A 17498-nucleotide genomic window follows, 5' to 3' on the forward strand; every position below is an offset into this window, starting at 1 on the left:
AGAACATGCGCGCACACGAGGCGGGGGCACTGCACGGCGACCTGGGCTCGAGCGGCCCGTCGTGGCTCCGCACGCCCGACGACGTCAACGCATTAGTCCCGATTTTGTGGCCTAAAACGGCAAAAAGAGGCACGACGGGGTCGCTGGAAGTCGGCGGCGTCGACGTGAACGAGATCAGGAACCAGCACGGCACCCCTGCGTACGTCCTCGACGAGGAGGACTTCCGGGCCCGGTGCCGGGCGTTCAAGGAAGCGTTCGGCGGCGCCGAGGTCTACTACGCCGGCAAGGCGTTCATCGCCACCGCGATCGTGAAGATCCTGGTGGACGAGGGCCTCTCGCTGGACGTCTGCACCGGCGGCGAGCTGGCCGTCGCCCTGCGCGGCGGCATGCCTGCGGAGCGCATCGGCCTGCACGGCAACAACAAGTCCGTCGCGGAGCTGACGGCGGCCGTGGAAGCGGGCGTCGGCCGCATCATCGTCGACTCGTTCGACGAGATCGAGCGCCTCACCCGCATCGCCATCAACACCGGCACCAGGCCGAAGGTCATGGTCCGCGTCACCGTCGGTGTCGAGGCCCACACGCACGAGTTCATCGCCACCGCCCACGAGGACCAGAAGTTCGGCTTCTCGCTGTCCGGGGGCGCCGCCGCCGAGGCCGTCGACAAGATCCTCGCCGACGACGTGCTGGAGCTGCGCGGGCTGCACTCGCACATCGGCTCGCAGATCTTCGACGCGTCGGGCTTCGAGGTCGCCGCGCGGCGCCTGCTGTCGCTGCAGGCGCGTGTCAACGAGGTACACGGCCGGGAACTGCCTGAGCTCGACCTCGGCGGCGGTTTCGGCATCGCGTACACCACGCAGGACGAGCCGGCCGACCCGCGCGACCTGGCCGGCGACCTGCTGCGCATCGTCAAGCAGGAGTGCGCCGCGCTGCACCTGAGCGTGCCGCACCTGTCCGTCGAGCCGGGCCGGGCGATCGTCGGGCCGGCGATGTTCACCCTGTACGAGGTGGGCACGGTCAAGGACGTCGACGGGATCCGCACGTACGTCTCGGTCGACGGCGGGATGAGCGACAACATCCGCACCGCCCTCTACGACGCCGCGTACTCCGCCACGGTCGCCGGCCGCGTCTCCGCCGAACCGCCGATTCTCGCCCGCGTGGTGGGAAAACATTGCGAGTCCGGGGACATCGTCGTGAAAGATGAATTCCTGCCGGCCGACGTCAAGGCCGGAGATCTTCTTGCGGTCCCGGGCACCGGCGCCTACTGCCGCAGCATGGCGAGCAACTACAACCACGTCCCCCGCCCGCCGGTCGTGGCGGTGGTTGACGGTGCGTCACGCGTCATCGTCCGCCGGGAGACCGTGGACGACCTGCTGAGACTGGACGTGGGGTGACAGATGCCGCAATCGGTGAAGGTAGCGCTGCTGGGCTGCGGAACCGTCGGTTCCGAGGTGGTACGCCTGCTGCATGAGCAGGAGCACGACCTGACGGCCCGCATCGGCGCTCCGCTGGAGCTCGTGGGCGTCGCCGTCCGCCGCCTGAGCAAGGCGCGTGACCTGCCCGTCGACCCGGCGCTGTTCACGACCGACGCGCTCGGCCTGGCCAAGCGCGAGGACGTCGACGTCGTCGTGGAGGTCGTCGGCGGCATCGAGCCGGCCCGCACCTGGCTGCTCGAGGCGCTGCACAACGGCAAGAGCGTCGTCACCGCCAACAAGGCGCTGCTCGGCGAGGACGGCGCCACGCTGCACAAGGCCGCCGCCGACTGCGGCGCCGACCTGTACTACGAGGCCTCCGTCGCCGGCGCCATCCCGCTGTTGCGCCCGCTGCGCGACTCGCTGCACGGCGACCGCATCACGCGGGTCACCGGCATCGTCAACGGCACCACGAACTTCATCCTGTCCTCGATGGACGCCACCGGCGCAGGCTTCGCCGAGGCGCTGGAGGAGGCGACCGCGCTCGGCTACGCCGAGGCCGACCCGACCGCCGACGTGGAGGGCTTCGACGCCGCCGCCAAGGCCGCGATCCTCGCCTCGATGGCCTTCCACAGCCGGGTCACCTCCGCCGACGTGTACCGCGAGGGCATCACCGAGGTCACCGCCGCCGACGTGGCCAGCGCCAAGGCCATGGGCTGCACGATCAAGCTGCTGTGCATCGCGTCGAAGGCCAACGGCGCCGTCTCGGTGCGCGTGCACCCGGCGATGATCCCGCGCACGCACCCGCTCGCGGGCGTCGGCGACGCGTTCAACGCGGTCTTCGTCGAGGCCGAGGCGGCCGGCCAGCTCATGTTCTACGGCCGCGGCGCGGGCGGCGCCCCGACCGCCTCCGCGGTGCTCGGCGACGTCGTCGCCGTGGCCCGCAACCGGCTCGCCGGGGTGCGCAGCGCGTCCGAGTCGGCCTACGCCGACCTCCCGGTCTCGCCGATCGGGGACGTGTTCACGAGGTACCACATCAGCCTGGACGTCTCCGACAAGGCGGGCGTGCTCGCCGCCGTCGCGGGCGTCTTCGCCAGGCACGGCGTCAGCATCGCGACCGTCAACCAGTCCGGCCGCGGCAACCAGGCCGTGCTCGTCATCGTCACGCACGCCGCGCCGGATCGCGCCCTGGCCGCGACCGTCGCCGAGCTGCGGGCACTGGACATCGTTCGCGCCGTGGCGAGCGTCCTGCGGGTCGAAGGGGAGTAGAACGCCATGTGGCGGGGTTTGATCGAGGAGTTCCGGGACCGTTTGCCGGTCGGGCCGCAGACCCCGGTCGTGACGCTGCACGAGGGCAACACGCCGCTGCTGCCGGCGCCCGAGCTCTCCGCGCGTACCGGCTGCGACGTGTACCTCAAGGTCGAGGGGGCCAACCCGACGGGCTCGTTCAAAGACCGCGGCATGACGGTCGCGGTCTCCAAGGCCCTGGAGGACGGCGCGAAGGCGATCATCTGCGCCTCGACGGGCAACACGTCCGCGTCGGCCGCCGCGTACGCCGCGCGCGCCGGCATCACCTGCGCCGTCCTCGTGCCGACCGGCAAGATCGCACTGGGCAAGCTGGCCCAGGCGCTCGTGCACGGCGCGCGCCTGCTGCAGGTCGCGGGCAACTTCGACGACTGCCTGGCCCTGGCCAGCAAGCTGTCGCTGGACTACCCGGTGTCGCTGGTCAACTCCGTCAACCCGGACCGCCTCGAGGGCCAGAAGACCGCCGCCTTCGAGATCGTCGCGGGCCTCGGCGACGCCCCGCACATCCACTGCCTGCCGGTCGGCAACGCCGGCAACATCACGGCGTACTGGATGGGCTACAAGGAGGACCACGCCGCCGGCAACGCCACCCGCCGCCCGCGCATGTTCGGCTTCCAGGCCTCCGGCGCCGCCCCGATCGTGCGCGGCGAAGTGGTCCGCGAGCCGAGCACGATCGCGACCGCCATCCGCATCGGCAACCCGGCGAGCTGGACCAGGGCCATCGACGCCCGCGACGAGTCCGGCGGCCTCATCGACGCGGTCACCGACCGTGACATCCTGCAGGCCTACCGCCTGCTGGCGCGCTCGGTCGGCGTCTTCGTCGAGCTGGGCAGCGCGGCGAGCGTGGCGGGCCTGCTGCAGGCCTCCGCCCAGGGCCGCATCGAGCCGGGCCAGACCGTCGTGTGCACGGTCACCGGCCACGGCCTGAAGGACCCGGAGTGGGCGATCTCCACCGCCCCCGCGCCGACGACGATCCCCGCCGACCCACTGGCCGCCGCGAAGGCGCTCGACCTCGCTTAACCAAGCCTGAACAAACTCTGGACTCGGGCCGCGTCACCTGCGGACCGTTCCTCCCGCGAGTCACCGGGCCGGGGCCTGCCTGAAGGGCGGCCCCGGCCCTGCCAGGTCCGCGGCGCCAAGAGCGACAACCATTACGGTGTGGGGGTGCCGCCCGCCCTTTCGGTCCTTACCCGCAACAAGGACTTCCGCAACCTCTTCGCCGCGGACCTCATCGGCCTGGGTGCCGACTGGTTCGTGATGATCCCGCTGCTCACGCTCCTGCCGCACCTGACCGGGAGCGGCCTGTGGGGCGCCCTCGTCCTGGCCACCGACACCGGCGTGACCGCGCTGCTGCTGCCGTACACCGGCACCGTCGCCGACCGTCTGGACCGCCGCCGCATCCTCATCGCCGCGGACCTCGCCATGGCCACCTGCGCCCTCGCCCTGCTGCTGGTCCGCACCCCGGCGACGGCCTGGGTGGCGCTCGTCGCCGTCGGCGCGATCGCCGTCGCCAAGGCGTTCTTCGCCCCGGCCGCCCAGGCCGCGCTGCCCAACGTGGTGGACGCCGGTGACCTCTCCGCGGCCAACGCGCTGAGCGGCTCGGCGTGGGGCACGATGCTCGTGATCGGCGCGTCCCTGGGCGGCATCGCCTCGGAGACGTTCGGCCCCTATCCGTGCTTCGCGCTCGCCGCCGCCCTGCTGTCGCTGTCGGCGTTGCAGGTCTGGCGGGTCCGCCGGCCGCTGCAGACCGAGCGCGACGCCGAGCCGTCGCGCCCGTTCGCCGCCATCGCCGAGGCACTGCGGTACATCCGCGGAAACCCCCGCGTCGCGTCCCTGGTGACCGTCAAGTCCGCGGTCGGCCTCGGCAACGGCGTCCTCACGGTCTTCCCCGTCCTGGCCGCCGCGCTGGGCGCCGGCCCGCTGGGCACCGGCCTGCTCTTCGCCGCCCGCGGCCTGGGCGCCCTGATCGGCCCCATCCTGCTGCGCCGGGTACTGTCGCATCGCGCCTGGCTGCTGCCCGGCCTGGCGCTGTCGATGGCCCTCTACGGCGTCTCCTACGTGGGCGTCAGCCTGGCGACCTGGTTCCCGCTGGTCCTGGCCGGCGTCGTGCTGGCCCACCTGGCGGGCGGCGGCAACTGGATGATGTCGAACTACGTGCTGCAGGCCGAGGTCCCCGACGCCCTGCGCGGCCGCGTGTTCGCCACCGACTTCATGCTCGCCACCCTGTCGATCGCCGCCAGCCAGCTCGCGGTCGGCGCCTTCGTCGACCACACCGCCCCGCGCCTGCTGATCGCCGCCTGCGGCACGGTGACCGTGCTCTACGCGGCCGGCTGGGCCACGGTAGCCCTGCGCCGCCCGGCTCCGGCGGCGCCGTAGGAGTGGTCGTTCCGAAAAATCCGAACACTTCGTGTCCGAATTTTTCGGACTTATGCCCTGGCAGGGGAAAAGTCCGTTCAGTCATGACTCCGCCAGGAGTCGTGACTCGACGCGACGCCGACCGGCCGGCGCGTTCCCCTTGATCACGGCGTGAACATGTACCCTGAGCAGCACTTTCGCTCCGTGATCATGAAGAACCCCGCGCGCTGCGGCGGCGCGCCGTAAGGGGCTTGCGCGGTGGGGCTATCGTAGTGATATCACTTCGATATCCCCCAAGGAGGAGTCATGGAGCGACGGGCGTTCCGGGTTGCCGGGTTCGCGATGCTCGGCGTGCTGGTCATCCTCGCGGTCGCCGCGGCTGCGGCCGCCGCCAACCTGGCGGAAGAGCCCGCAGGAGCGACCGTCGCCGTGCTGGCCCTGATCGGCGCCGTGATCCTGACCGGCTTCACCGTGGTCAACCCGAACGAGGCGCGGGTCATCCAGTTCTTCGGGCGTTACGTCGGCACCGTCTCCGAGGCCGGCTTCCACTGGACCGTCCCGCTGACCGCGAAGCGCCGCCTGTCGCGGCGGGTGCGCAACTTCGAGACCGACCGGCTCAAGGTCTCCGACGCCGACGGCAACCCGGTCGAGATCGCGGCCGTCGTCGTCTGGCGCGTGGCCGACACGTTCAAGGCGTCCTTCGGCGTCGACGACCACATCTCCTACGTCGCCGTGCAGGCCGAGGCGGCGGTGCGCCACCTCGCCACGAGCTACCCGTACGAGTCGCATGAGGACGGCCGGGCCAGCCTGCGCGAGGGCAACGTGGTGAGCGAGGAGCTGACCACCGAGCTGGGGGAGCGGGTCGCGCTCGCCGGGGTCGAGGTGCTCGAGTCGCGCATCACCCACCTCGCCTACGCGCCGGAGATCGCCCAGGCGATGCTCGCGCGGCAGCAGGCGAGCGCGATCGTCGGCGCGCGGTACAAGATCGTGGAGGGCGCGGTCGGCATGGTGCAGAGCGCGCTGGAGCGCCTCGGTGAGCTGCAGGTGGTCGAGCTCGACGAGGAGCGCAAGGCGCAGATGGTGGCCAACCTGCTGGTCGTGCTGTGCGGGGACCGCAACGTGCAGCCGGTCGTGAACACCGGCACGCTGTACGGCTGATCGTGCCGGAGCGCAAGAAGCTGCTGCTGCGGCTCGATCCCCAGGTCTACGACGCGATCGCGCGCTGGGCCGGCGAGGAACTGCGCAGCGTGAACGGCCAGATCGAGTTCGCGCTGCGCCTCGCCCTGCGCCAGGCCGGGCGTGAGGTCAGGCGGGACCGGGACGAGGTACCGTCGAAAGACGACGATCCTGAAGACTGAGCGCACTTGTCCTCATGGTGAGATGTCCCCATGGCCCTACTGCTCGACCCCGTCGTCGTTCGCGTGCCCGCCACCAGCGCCAACCTCGGTCCGGGCTTCGACGCGCTCGGCCTCGCTTTGACGCTCTACGACGAGGTCGAGGCGCGCGTGACCGCCGGCGGGGTGAGCGTCGAGGTGACCGGCGAGGGCGATGGCGAGCTGCCCGCCGACGCGAGCCACCTCGTGGTGCGGGCGATGCGCCGGGCGTTCGACCGGCTCGGCGAGCACCCGGCCGGGCTCGCGCTGCGCTGCCGCAACCGCATTCCTCAGGCGCGCGGCCTCGGTTCCTCCTCCGCCGCAATCGTCGCCGGCATCGTGCTGGCGCGCGCGCTCGTCGAGGACGGCGCCGAGCGCCTGGACGACGCCGGCGCGCTCGCCCTCGCCGACGAGATCGAGGGCCACCCCGACAACGTGGCGCCGTGCCTGCTCGGCGGCTTTACCATCGCCTGGGGCGAGCGCGGGCGGGCCGCGGCGGTGCGCCTCGAGCCGGCCGAGGACATCCACCCGGTGGTCTTCGTGCCCGAGGTGCGCGGGCTGACCGAGGAGGCGCGCGCGGCGCTGCCCAAGACCGTGCCGCACGAGGACGCCGCCTTCAACGCCGGGCGCTCCGCGCTGCTGGTGCACGCGCTGACGAGCGAGCCGGGGCTGCTGTTCGCGGCGACGGAGGATCGGCTGCACCAGGGCTACCGAGCGGAGGGAATGCCGTTGACGGCAAGCCTTCTGGCGCTGCTGCGCGACGAGGGGGTCGCCGCCGTGGTGTCCGGCGCGGGCCCCAGCGTGCTCGCGTTCGGCACCGGCGGCTGGGCGCCGCGGCCGGTGCCGGGTTGGCGTGTTCTGCCGCTGGATGTCGATGTGGCGGGCGCGCGGCTCGGCGGTGACCTGGGATGAGGTACGCTGGAACACGCCGAGCGGGACCCTGTTGCCGCTGACTAACGGAGTTGATTACTCTCTAGTCCTACAGCAGCCGCTCAGTGCGGCGATCTCATGCGGGGCGGCGTGCTCCGAATTCCGTGGCACCCCTTGCACACGCCCGGCCGCCAACCCGCGTTTCGTGTGGTCGCGCGCGCACGGCTGGGCCAGTGACGCAAATGGTGGCGTCCACGCCCACCGCACAGCGCTGCAACACCTCCCGCACCGCACGCGAGGCGGGAGCACCCGCGGGCCACCCGGCCACCGTTCTCGCATCCGGGCAGCCCCGGCCTAACGAGGGAAGGAATCCATTGAGCGACACCACCGACGTCACGTCGGATGTCTCCACCGACCGCACCGCGGTCGAGGCCGACGGCGCCGAGGGCGGCGCGACGCGTCGGCGGCGCTCGGGCACGGGGTTGGCCGGCATGCTGCTGCCCGAGTTGCAGAGCCTGGCCGCCTCGTTGGGCATCTCCGGCACCGCCCGCATGCGCAAGGGCGAGCTCGTGACCGCCATCCAGGAGCGTCAGGCGGGCGAGTCGCGCCCCGCGGCCGCTCCCGCCCGGACCACGCGGGCCACGCGGGCCAAGAGCGAGGCCCGCACTGAGACCCCCGAGGCCGAGTGGCCCTCCGCCACCGAGGTCACCGAAACGCCGGCCCGCACCCCTCGTCGGGCCACCCGGGCCGCCGGGCCGCCGGAGCCGCGGGCCGCCCGCGAGGAGGCCGCCGAGCCGGCCGCCGCGGCGCCCGTTGCCGAGCGGGCCGAGCGCCCCAGCCGTGCCGAGCGCGCGGCGGAGCGGGCCGAGCGCGGCACCGAGCGGGCTGAGCGCGCGGAGCGGGGCGAGCGCGCGGAGCGGGCCGAGCGCGGCACCACCGAGCGCGCGGAGCGGGCCGAGCGCGGCACCACCGAGCGGGCTGAGCGCGCGGAGCGCAACGACCGCGGCGAGCGGGCCGAGCGCGCCGACCGCCAGGAGCGGGCGGAGCGCAACGGGGCCGACCGGGCCGATCGGGCCGACCGGGGCGATCGAGCCGACCGCAACCAGCGCGGCGGCTTCGCCGCCGACGACGACGGCGACGACGACGGCACCGGCCGCCGCGGGCGGCGCAGCCGCTTCCGCGACCGCCGCCGGGGCCGCGACCGCGACGGCGCCGAGGCCACCACCGGGCGCGGCGGCAACGAGCCGCAGGTCAGCGAGGACGACGTCCTCGTGCCCGTGGCCGGCATCCTCGACGTGCTGGACAACTACGCGTTCGTGCGCACCACGGGTTACCTGTCCGGCTCCAACGACGTCTACGTCGCCATGTCGCAGGTCAAGCGCTACGGCCTGCGCCGCGGCGACGCGGTCACCGGCGCCGTGCGCCAGCCGCGCGACGGCGAGCAGCGGCGGGACAAGTACAACCCGCTCGTGCGGCTCGACACGGTCAACGGGATGGACCCGGAGGAGGCCAAGCGCCGCCCCGAGTTCTACAAGCTGACCCCGCTCTACCCGCAGGACCGCCTGCGGCTGGAGACCGAGCCGCACATCCTCACCACGCGCGTCATCGACCTGGTGATGCCGATCGGCAAGGGCCAGCGCGCGCTCATCGTGTCGCCGCCGAAGGCCGGCAAGACCATGGTGCTGCAGGCGATCGCCAACGCGATCACCCGCAACAACCCCGAGTGCCACCTGATGGTGGTCCTGGTCGACGAGCGACCCGAAGAGGTCACCGACATGCAGCGCTCGGTGAAGGGCGAGGTCATCGCCTCGACCTTCGACCGGCCGCCGACGGACCACGCCACGGTCGCCGAGCTGTCGATCGAGCGGGCCAAGCGCCTGGTCGAGCTGGGCCACGACGTGGTCGTGCTGCTCGACTCGATCACCCGTCTGGGCCGCGCCTACAACAACGCGTCGCCCGCCTCCGGCCGCATCCTGTCCGGCGGTATCGACTCGACGGCGCTGTACCCGCCCAAGCGCTTCCTCGGCGCCGCCCGCAACATCGAGAACGGCGGCTCGCTGACCATCATCGCCACGGCCCTGGTCGAGACCGGCTCCACCGGCGACACGGTCATCTTCGAGGAGTTCAAGGGCACCGGCAACGCCGAGCTCAAGCTCGACCGGAAGATCGCCGACCGGCGCATCTTCCCGGCGATCGACATCGACCCGTCCGGCACCCGCAAGGAGGAGATCCTCCTGGCCCCGGACGAGCTCGCGATCGTCATCAAGCTGCGCAAGGTGCTGCACGCCCTCGACTCGCAGGAGGCGCTCAACCTCCTGCTGGACCGGCTCAAGAAGACCCGGACCAACGTCGAGTTCCTCATGCAGATCGCCCAGACCACGCCGGGCGAGTAAGAGATCCGACGCCGAACGCCCCTGGGCCCTCCCGCCCAGGGGCGTTCGGCGTTGCGCGGAATATCGACAGCGTCTTCCTGGCCGGCGGCTCGAGACCGAGCCGGAAGCCTAGAAGTCGCCCTCGTCCACCTGGAACACGGTCAGGCCGAGGGAGCGCCACATGCGGACCACCTGGCGGCGGTCGTCGAAGACGCCCACGACGTGGTAGCGGCTGCGGATCTCCTTGTCGAAGATCTCCGCCTTCACCACCGAGTCGCGGCGCTGGTCGCCCGTCACGCGCATGAACAGCGCGCGGTACGGGACGCCGACGTGCTCGGCCAGCCACGCCTCCGTCGCCTCGCGGCAGTCGTCCGTGCGGCCCGAGCAGAAGACCACCTCGTGGCCCGCGGCGTGCATGGCGCGCACGGCCGCGATCACCGGGGCGTTCGGCCGGTCCTCCGAGACGCGGGTCATGTCGTACGGGCTGCGGCCGCTGAGCAGCGCCACCGTGCCGTCGATGTCGACCAGGACCGCCCGCGGCGCGTCCGGCGGCGGCTCGTAGGGGGCGTGGGCCGGGTCGATGACCGGGAGCGGCAGGGGCAGGGCGCGGCCCGCGAGGTACCGCTGATGCATCGAGCGGATCACGTCCTCCCCGACGTGGCCGTCGCCCCCGCGCAGCGCGTCGCGGCGGACGCACTCCTCGACCGCAACGTCGGTGAAGTCGCGCACCGTGAAATGCGCCCCGCACTTGGCGGCGAGCTCGGCGAACTCGCGCACCACCCGGCCGCGCAGGTTGGTGTCGTCGCAGACCACGTCCGCGCCCGCGCGCAGGAGACCCTCGACCGTGGCGTGGTGCGCGACCGTGACCTCCCGCTCGGCGCGGCCGCGCCGTTCCGGGTCCTCGACGCGGCCGCCGTGCAGCATGCGGCGCATGTCGTCGCGGTTGACCCGGACCAGGTGCGGCTGCTGCTTGGCCCAGGTGGTCTTGCCGGAGCCGGGCAGGCCCCGGGTGATCGTCAGGGTGGCCATCTACGAATCCTCCACGGCGGGCGCGCCCACCGGCGGGCGCACCTGCTGCCACAGCAGCGGGGTGTAGTCCTTGCCGTCCAGGCGCAGGAACAGGCAGCCGCGGCGCGGGCTGCGCGCCACGGCGAGCGCGAAGTCCTTGCGCGCCCAGCCCGGCGCCAGCCCGGCCACGGTCGCGGCGTACTCCCGCTCCACCTCGGCCACGAGCCCGTCGACCTGCTCGGTGAGGCCGGCCGCGATCCCGGTGGCCCAGGCGTGGAACTCGTCCGGCAGCGGCTCGAGCAGCTCGTCGAGGGTGCCGTTCACCATGGCCTCCCACACGACGCGCGGGTTGAGGCCGGTGACGATGCGGTGCAGCCGGACGTACTCGGAGTATTTGATCTTCACCCGGGTGTCGGGCTCGGTGAAGTGCACGACAAGCCCCTCCCGATTGTCGCGCGGCGGCGCCGCCAGCGCCTCGGCCAGGGTCGCGTAGCCGAACGACTCGACGACCGGCCCGGGCCAGCCGGGCACCGCCTCGGGGCCGTGGCTGCGGCCGGTCGCGATCTCGACGGCGCCGAGCAGGACGAGGTCGTCCAGGCCGCCGTAGTCGAGCACGATCCGGTTGCCCGGGTAGATGATCTCGAACAGCACGGTGTGCCCGGCCGGCGGCGTGAAGCGCTCGGCGTACCGCGAAAGCCACACCCGCGTCGCGTGCCGCGCCTGCTCGGAGTCGAACGAGCCGCGGGTCGCCACCGCCCAGCCCTCCGGCGTCGGGACGAGCACGCCAAGGGAGCCGTCGGCCTTGTCGGTCACCGACACCGGGCCGTCCAGATCCAGGTCGGGGGCGCCCGGCTGGCCGTGGTTGAAGAACTTCGCGAACGGCCGCGCCAGTACCGTGCCCGTCTCCGCGTGGACGACGAGGCCGCGGCAGGCCAGTGTCGCCGCGTTCCACACGTTCTCGTACTGCGCCTTCTCCGAGTAGTTGTGGATCAACAGCGGCAGCGAGGGGTGGCGCTGGATGCGGATGTACCCGCCGCCGACCATGTCGGCCAGCAGCTTCGGATCGCAGAGTTCGTCGATGTGGAGGCTCATAGCGCGGTACAGCGTAGGTGAGCCACGCTCGCGAACGAAGCCATTAAGACGGGTCGCCGGCGCGGGAATGCCGGCGGGGGTGCGCGCGTTGCACACACCGGTTGAGGAGCCGTGACACGCGCATGGCAGACTTGACCGACGGCCAACTCTGGTTCCGGTTCACGCCCGCTCCCGGGCGACCCGGCGACCGACTGATCGAAAGGACCGCGGCCATGAAGCCGGACATCCACCCGCAGTATGCGACCACCGAGGTCACCTGCTCCTGCGGCAACACCTTCACCACCCGCAGCACCGCCAAGGGCGGGCAGATCCACGTGGAGACGTGCTCCGTCTGCCACCCGTTCTACACGGGCAAGCAGCGCGTGCTCGACACCGCGGGCCGGGTCGCGAAGTTCCAGCAGAAGTACGCGAAGGTCCAGGCCAAGAAGGCCGGCAAGTAGCTGCGTTTCCGGCGCCCGCACCGTCCCCTCGGGGTATCGGTGCGGGCGCCGATGCTGTTCGGGTTCGAAAATTCCTGGCCTGTGTGAGGACTGACGCGATGAGCACCGACACCAGCGGGCAGCGGCTCGCAACGCTCCTGGCGGAGTACCAGGAACTCGAGCGCAAGCTCGCCGAGCCCGGCATCCACGCCGACCAGGCGCTGGCCCGCAAGACCGGCCGGCGCTTCGCCGAGCTGTCGCCGATCGCCAAGACGGCCGGTGAGCTCGAGCAGGCCCGCGACGACCTCGCGGCCGCGCGCGAGCTGGCCGCCGAGGATCCGGCGTTCGGCGGGGAGGCCGACGAGCTGGAGGCACGCATCCCGCAGCTGGAGGAGCGCCTCGCCGAGCTGCTCGCCCCGCGCGACCCCAACGACGCCAAGGACCTGATCATGGAGATCAAGGCCGGCGAGGGCGGCGAGGAGTCGGCGCTGTTCGCGGGCGACCTGCTGCGCATGTACCTGCGCTACGCCGAGCGCCACGGCTGGCTCACCGAGGTCCTCGACTCGCAGGAGTCCGACCTCGGCGGCTTCAAGGACGTCGCGGTCGCGATCAAGACCCGCGGCATTCCGGACGGCGGCAACGGCGTGTGGTCCCGGCTGAAGTGGGAGGGCGGCGTGCACCGCGTCCAGCGGGTGCCGGCCACCGAGTCGCAGGGGCGCATCCACACCTCCGCGGCCGGCGTGCTCGTCACGCCCGAGGCCGAGGAGGCCGGCGAGATCGAGGTCGACCCCAACGACCTGCGCGTGGACGTGTTCCGCTCCTCGGGGCCGGGCGGGCAGAGCGTCAACACCACCGACTCGGCCGTACGCATCACGCATCTGCCGACCGGGATCGTCGTCTCCTGTCAGAACGAGCGGTCGCAGCTGCAGAACAAGGACCGCGCGATGCGGATGCTGCGCGCGAAGCTCGTCGCCCTGGCCGAGGAGCAGGCGGCCGCGGCGGCCGGCGACGCGCGGCGCTCACAGGTGCGCACGGTCGACCGCTCGGAGCGCATCCGGACGTACAACTTCCCCCAGAATCGCATTTCCGACCATCGGATCGGTTACACGGCGTACAACCTGGATCTCGCCCTGGGTGGCGACCTCGACGGGGTGCTGGACGCCCTGGCGGAGGCCGACCGCAAGGCCAGGCTCGCGGGTGAGGAGCAGCTCAGCCGGGGGTGACGCGGGTCTAACGCCGATGTCACATTCCGGAAACGGTGCGGCGGGACGCTGGTCTCCGGTAGCGTTTCGTGCCGAACGACCTGCACCCAACGTGATCGCCGACACCATCCGGGAGGGTAGTCATGCCGTCGTCGTCCCTCGTCGACATCTCCGCGGCCCCGCGCGCCGTCGTGGGCACCGCCGCGGACCTGATCTACAAGGTGGGCCGTTCGATGCTGGGCGCCGACCGCGTGCCGACGGCGAAGGCGAACGCATGGGCCGCGGTCTGCGCCGACCAGGAGCGCGCGCGGGTCCGCGAGGAGGACGCCCGGGTGCTGCTGACGTCGCCTGCCCGCTGAACCCGTCCGCTGAGCCTGCCCGCTGAACCGACACCGGGCGGCCCCCGCGCCTCAGGAGGCCGCTCGTGGGCGCGGGGTCTTGGCCCGCAGCATCGCGTGGTCGGCGGCCTCGAACGCCTCCGCGACGCTCTGGAAGTCCTCGCCGGACAGGCCGGCCCACCCGATCGTCACCCCGACCGGCGTGCCCGGCACCAGCGACTGCCAGTCCTCCGAGGCCACCGCGTTGACGATCCGGTGGGAGATCTCCCGCGCCTCGGCCGGCGACGTCGTCGGGAGCACCACCACGAACTCGTCGCCGCCGTAGCGGGCCACGAAGTCACCCTTGCGTATGACACGGTTGAGCACCCCGGCCACCCGCTGCAGGACCAGGTCGCCGGACAGGTGTCCGTGCACGGTGTTGACCTCCTTGAACCCGTCGAGGTCGCAGACGCCTATCGCCGCGTGGCCGCCGGCCGCGACGAGCTGGGTGATCTGCTCCTCGAGGTACCGCCGGTTGGGCAGCCCGGTGAGCGGGTCGGTCTGCGCCTCGCCCCGGTGAAAGTCGACCTTGCGGACCAGGTCCTCGTGGTCGACCAGCGCGGCGACGCCGTCGACGAACAGGTCGCGCAGCAGGTCGAGCTGCTCGTTGGCGGCCCGGTAGGCGCCGCGGTCGGCGTGGTATGCCGCGCGGTAGTCCCCGGCACCCAGGTGCGCCAGCGCGCGCAGCCGGTGCCGCTCGGCCGCGCCCAGCGAGTCGTCGCTCACCTGCGCCGTCTCCAGCCGGGCCACCGCCTCGATCGGCCGGCTCTCGGCGATCGCCTGGCAGACCGCGCCGAGCGTGCGCAGGTCGCTCGCGCGGGTCGAGAGCCCGGCCGACTCCAGCAGCGGCCACGGGTCGACGTCCGGCGCCGTGGCCCCGAGCGTGCCCAGGCGCACCAGCGCGTATCCCATCGCGCCGCGCGCCACCGGCCGCAGCCGCCCGACCTCGTCGTCGCGCACCCGGCGCTCCAGGTCGATCGCGATGTCGTGCAGGATCCGCAGGCAGCCCTCGCTGTCCCCGCGGTGGTCGAGGTCCACGGCGAGGCGCAGGCGGATCTGCGGCGCGGCGAAGTCGGTGCTCGCCGTGGCCACCCCCACCTGCTCGGCGACCTCCCGGGCGCGCTCCATGGCGGAAAGGGCGTGGCCGTGGAAGCCGGCGTAGGAGTAGGCCATCGCCAGGTTGTGCCAGCCCCACGCGGTCTTCTCGTCGGTGAGCTCGACCGCGCCGAGCGCCCGCGAGCCGTGCACCAGCGCGCGCACGCAGTGGTCGAGCGAGCCGGTCCGCAGGGCCACGATCGCGGCCAGGGCCTGCAGCTCGCCGTACTGCGCGGGGTCCTGCACCTGCCGCCCGGCCGCGAGCGCGGCGTCGAGCGCCGCGGCGTACTCCTCGGAGCGCCCCAGGTTGATCAGCGCGATCAGGCGCAGCTTCAGCGCCTCGACCCGCTGGTGCGGCGACTGGTCGCCCTCCAGCACCCGGTCGACGACCGCCATCGCCTCGCCGAGCCGGTCGTCGAAGATCAGCCGGCGGGCGCGCGTCAAATCCGACGTGCGGTCGCCCACCGCCATCGGGACCCCCTTCCAGCGCGCCCCATGATTATGAGGTGCACCGAGTCGAAGATGACACGCCGGAACACCGGTTGCCCAAGCTTTCCGAGTTGATCGCCGCGGCCGGCGCGACCCTGGCCCGCGCCGGCGTGGCCTCCCCGCGCGTCGACGCCGAGCTGCTGGCCGCCCACGTGCTGGACGTGCCCCGATCCCGCCTGCTGACCGCCGCCGTCACCGGCGCGCAGGCCGAGGAGCTCGACCGCCTGGTGGCCCGCCGCGCCGCGCGCGTGCCGCTGCAGCACCTGACCGGCACGGCCCCGTTCTACGGCCTCGACCTCGCCGTCGGCCCGGGCGTGTTCATCCCCAGGTTCGAGACCGAGCTGCTGGTGGAGTGGGCGCTGGCGCGCCCGGGCCGCTGGGACGCGGCCCGGCGAGTCGTCGACCTGTGCTCCGGCTCGGGGGCCATCGCATTGGCCGTCGCCACGCGGCGTCCCGAGGCGCAGGTGTACTGCGTGGAGCGCTCCGAGCGGGCGCTGCCCTGGCTGCGTGAGAACGTTTCCCGGCTGGCACCGCGGGTCCGGGTCGTCGAGGCCGACGTGACCGACGGATCGGTTCTTTCCGATTTGTCCGACACGGTGGACCTGGTGCTCTGCAACCCGCCCTACGTCCCCGAGGCGACCGAGGTCGACGTCGAGGTGGCGGAGCACGACCCCCACGAGGCCGTCTTCGCCGGAGACGACGGCCTGGCCCTGATGCCGGCGATCGCCCGCACGGCGGCGCGCCTGCTGCGCCCCGGCGGTTGGCTGGCCATCGAGCACGACGACACGCAGGGCGAATCCCTGCCGTCCCTGCTGCGCGCCACCTCGCTCTTCGACGAGATAGAGGATCACCGCGACCTGGCCGGCCGCCCGCGCTTCACCACCGCGAGGCGAGTGGCAGACTAGCTCCTCGTGATGCTCTACGACTGCAGCCAGCTCGCCGAGCGCGAGCGCGGCATCGCCGCGGCGATCGAGGCCGTCGGCCGCGGGGACCTGATCGTGATGCCGACCGACACGGTGTACGGCATCGGCGCGGACGCGTTCAAGTCCTGGTCGGTGACGGCGCTCAACAACGCCAAGGGGCGCACGACGCCGGTGCCGGTGCTCGTGGGCTCGCGGCACACGCTCGACGGGCTGGTCTTCGGGCTGCCGCAGGCGGCGCGCGACCTGGTCGACGCGTTCTGGCCGGGCGCCCTGACGATCGTGGTCGAGCACGCCCCGAGCCTGCAGTGGGACCTGGGCAGCACCGACGGCACCGTGGCGGTACGCATGCCGCTGCACCCCATCGCCCTGGAGGTCCTGCGCGAGACCGGCCCCATGGCGGTGTCCTCGGCGAACAAGCACGGCCAGCCGCCGGCCGAGACCGCCGCCGAGGCGCGCGAGCAGCTCGGCTACTCGGTGAGCGTCTACCTGGAGGGCGGCCCCTGCCCGGAGCCCGTCGCCAGCACGATCATCTCGGTCGTCGGCAACGAGCACCGCGTGCTGCGCACCGGCGCGATCCCGATCGAGAAGCTCCGCGAGGTCGTGCCGGACCTCATCGAGCTCGAGCCCTGATGGCGCCGTTCAGCGTCCTGTGCGTCTGCATGGGCAACATCTGCCGGTCGCCGATGGCCGAGCGGCTGCTCGTCGCCGACGCGCTGGCGCTGGGCGGCGACTCCGACCGGCTGTACGTCCACGGCGCCGGCACCGGCGGCTGGCACGCCGGCGAGCCGATGGACCCGCAGGCGGCGAAGCAGGTCCTCGCCCGCGGCGGCGACGTGGCCGGCTTCCGGGCGCGCCGGCTCCTCGCCGAGCACGTCGACGCCTCGGACCTGATCCTGACCGCGACCATCGAGCAGGTCGACTTCGTCACCGAGCTGCGCCCGGACGCGGCCCCGCGCACGTTCGTCTTCGGCGAGTTCGGCCGCCTCATCCGCGGCGTCGAGCTGCCGGGGGCCCTGAGCGACGTGTACGAGCGCGGCGTCGCCCTGGTCGAGGCGGCCGACGCGGCGCGGGCGGGGCGGCGCCCGGCGCCGCCGGACGAGCTGGACGACCCGTGGGGCCGCCCGGACTCGTACTTCAGCCGCGTCGCCGACGAGATCCACGCCACGACGAAGCCGCTGGCCGAGGCGCTGTTCGCCGCCTGACCGCTCC

At 72.7% G+C, this 17498-nt stretch carries 17 protein-coding genes; 14 read left to right on the forward strand and 3 right to left on the reverse strand.

All coding sequences use genetic code 11. From position 1 onward, the window contains the following. Positions 1-5 precede the first annotated feature (5 nt). The 8 genes from lysA to rho all read left to right on the forward strand — a co-directional run bounded on the left by lysA (position 6) and on the right by rho (position 9705). Positions 6-1391, forward strand: coding sequence for a diaminopimelate decarboxylase (gene lysA, locus ACGFI8_RS00715; RefSeq protein ID WP_392797974.1), 1386 nt, complete (start codon positions 6-8; stop codon positions 1389-1391). A 15-nt stretch (positions 1392-1406) separates the two neighbouring features. Beyond that, on the forward strand, positions 1407-2678 hold the full coding sequence (locus tag ACGFI8_RS00720; RefSeq protein WP_392797977.1) for a homoserine dehydrogenase: 1272 nt from the start codon (positions 1407-1409) through the stop codon (positions 2676-2678). Between the two features lie 6 nt (positions 2679-2684). Continuing rightward, positions 2685-3734: a threonine synthase gene (gene thrC, locus ACGFI8_RS00725; protein ID WP_392797979.1), complete on the forward strand. Its 1050-nt coding sequence runs from the start codon at positions 2685-2687 to the stop codon at positions 3732-3734. A gap of 144 nt (positions 3735-3878) precedes the next feature. Next, positions 3879-5090, forward strand: coding sequence for an MFS transporter (locus ACGFI8_RS00730; protein WP_392797982.1), 1212 nt, complete (start codon positions 3879-3881; stop codon positions 5088-5090). A 285-nt stretch (positions 5091-5375) separates the two neighbouring features. Continuing rightward, entirely contained in the window at positions 5376-6227 is an 852-nt protein-coding gene (locus tag ACGFI8_RS00735; RefSeq protein ID WP_392797985.1) for an SPFH domain-containing protein, read from the forward strand. Positions 6228-6229: 2 nt separating this feature from the next. Beyond that, a complete protein-coding gene (locus ACGFI8_RS00740) occupies positions 6230-6427 on the forward strand; it encodes a hypothetical protein (RefSeq protein ID WP_392797988.1) in 198 nt (65 codons plus the stop codon). Between the two features lie 30 nt (positions 6428-6457). Next, positions 6458-7354, forward strand: coding sequence for a homoserine kinase (thrB, locus tag ACGFI8_RS00745; protein ID WP_392797991.1), 897 nt, complete (start codon positions 6458-6460; stop codon positions 7352-7354). Between the two features lie 332 nt (positions 7355-7686). Next, a complete protein-coding gene (rho, locus tag ACGFI8_RS00750; RefSeq protein ID WP_392797994.1) occupies positions 7687-9705 on the forward strand; it encodes a transcription termination factor Rho in 2019 nt (672 codons plus the stop codon). Positions 9706-9813: 108 nt separating this feature from the next. Here rho and ACGFI8_RS00755 read toward each other — a convergent pair whose 3' ends face one another. Both ACGFI8_RS00755 and ACGFI8_RS00760 read right to left on the reverse strand, forming a co-directional pair. Beyond that, positions 9814-10713, reverse strand: a complete 900-nt coding sequence (locus ACGFI8_RS00755) for an AAA family ATPase (protein WP_392797997.1) — start codon at positions 10711-10713, stop codon at positions 9814-9816. Then, positions 10714-11784, reverse strand: coding sequence for an RNA ligase (locus ACGFI8_RS00760; RefSeq protein ID WP_392798000.1), 1071 nt, complete (start codon positions 11782-11784; stop codon positions 10714-10716). A gap of 212 nt (positions 11785-11996) precedes the next feature. Between ACGFI8_RS00760 and rpmE the strand changes: the two genes are divergently transcribed. The 3 genes from rpmE to ACGFI8_RS00775 all read left to right on the forward strand — a co-directional run bounded on the left by rpmE (position 11997) and on the right by ACGFI8_RS00775 (position 13764). Beyond that, complete coding sequence (gene rpmE / locus ACGFI8_RS00765) at positions 11997-12224, forward strand: 50S ribosomal protein L31 (protein WP_392798003.1); 228 nt, start codon at positions 11997-11999, stop codon at positions 12222-12224. 98 nt (positions 12225-12322) lie between these two features. Next, entirely contained in the window at positions 12323-13426 is a 1104-nt protein-coding gene (gene prfA / locus ACGFI8_RS00770; RefSeq protein ID WP_392798006.1) for a peptide chain release factor 1, read from the forward strand. Positions 13427-13548: 122 nt separating this feature from the next. After that, entirely contained in the window at positions 13549-13764 is a 216-nt protein-coding gene (locus ACGFI8_RS00775) for a hypothetical protein (RefSeq protein WP_392798008.1), read from the forward strand. A 51-nt stretch (positions 13765-13815) separates the two neighbouring features. Here the strand turns inward: ACGFI8_RS00775 and ACGFI8_RS00780 are convergent, their stop codons facing one another. Further along, entirely contained in the window at positions 13816-15348 is a 1533-nt protein-coding gene (locus ACGFI8_RS00780; RefSeq protein WP_392798011.1) for a diguanylate cyclase domain-containing protein, read from the reverse strand. A 71-nt stretch (positions 15349-15419) separates the two neighbouring features. Between ACGFI8_RS00780 and prmC the strand changes: the two genes are divergently transcribed. From prmC to ACGFI8_RS00795, 3 genes are read left to right on the forward strand one after another with little or no spacing between them, the layout of a single operon-like run. Beyond that, positions 15420-16271 (forward strand): peptide chain release factor N(5)-glutamine methyltransferase, encoded by an 852-nt coding sequence (gene prmC / locus ACGFI8_RS00785; RefSeq protein ID WP_392798014.1) that lies wholly within the window; start codon positions 15420-15422, stop codon positions 16269-16271. A gap of 9 nt (positions 16272-16280) precedes the next feature. Then, positions 16281-16919 carry an L-threonylcarbamoyladenylate synthase gene (locus ACGFI8_RS00790; RefSeq protein WP_392799565.1) on the forward strand — a complete coding sequence of 213 codons (639 nt, stop codon included), beginning with the start codon at positions 16281-16283 and terminating at the stop codon, positions 16917-16919. Continuing rightward, entirely contained in the window at positions 16919-17491 is a 573-nt protein-coding gene (locus tag ACGFI8_RS00795; RefSeq protein WP_392798017.1) for a phosphotyrosine protein phosphatase, read from the forward strand. The genes ACGFI8_RS00790 and ACGFI8_RS00795 overlap by 1 nt, the downstream gene beginning before the upstream one ends. Positions 17492-17498: the final 7 nt, after the last annotated feature.

This window comes from Dactylosporangium sp. NPDC048998 (assembly GCF_043197855.1).
GTDB lineage: Bacteria > Actinomycetota > Actinomycetes > Mycobacteriales > Micromonosporaceae > Dactylosporangium.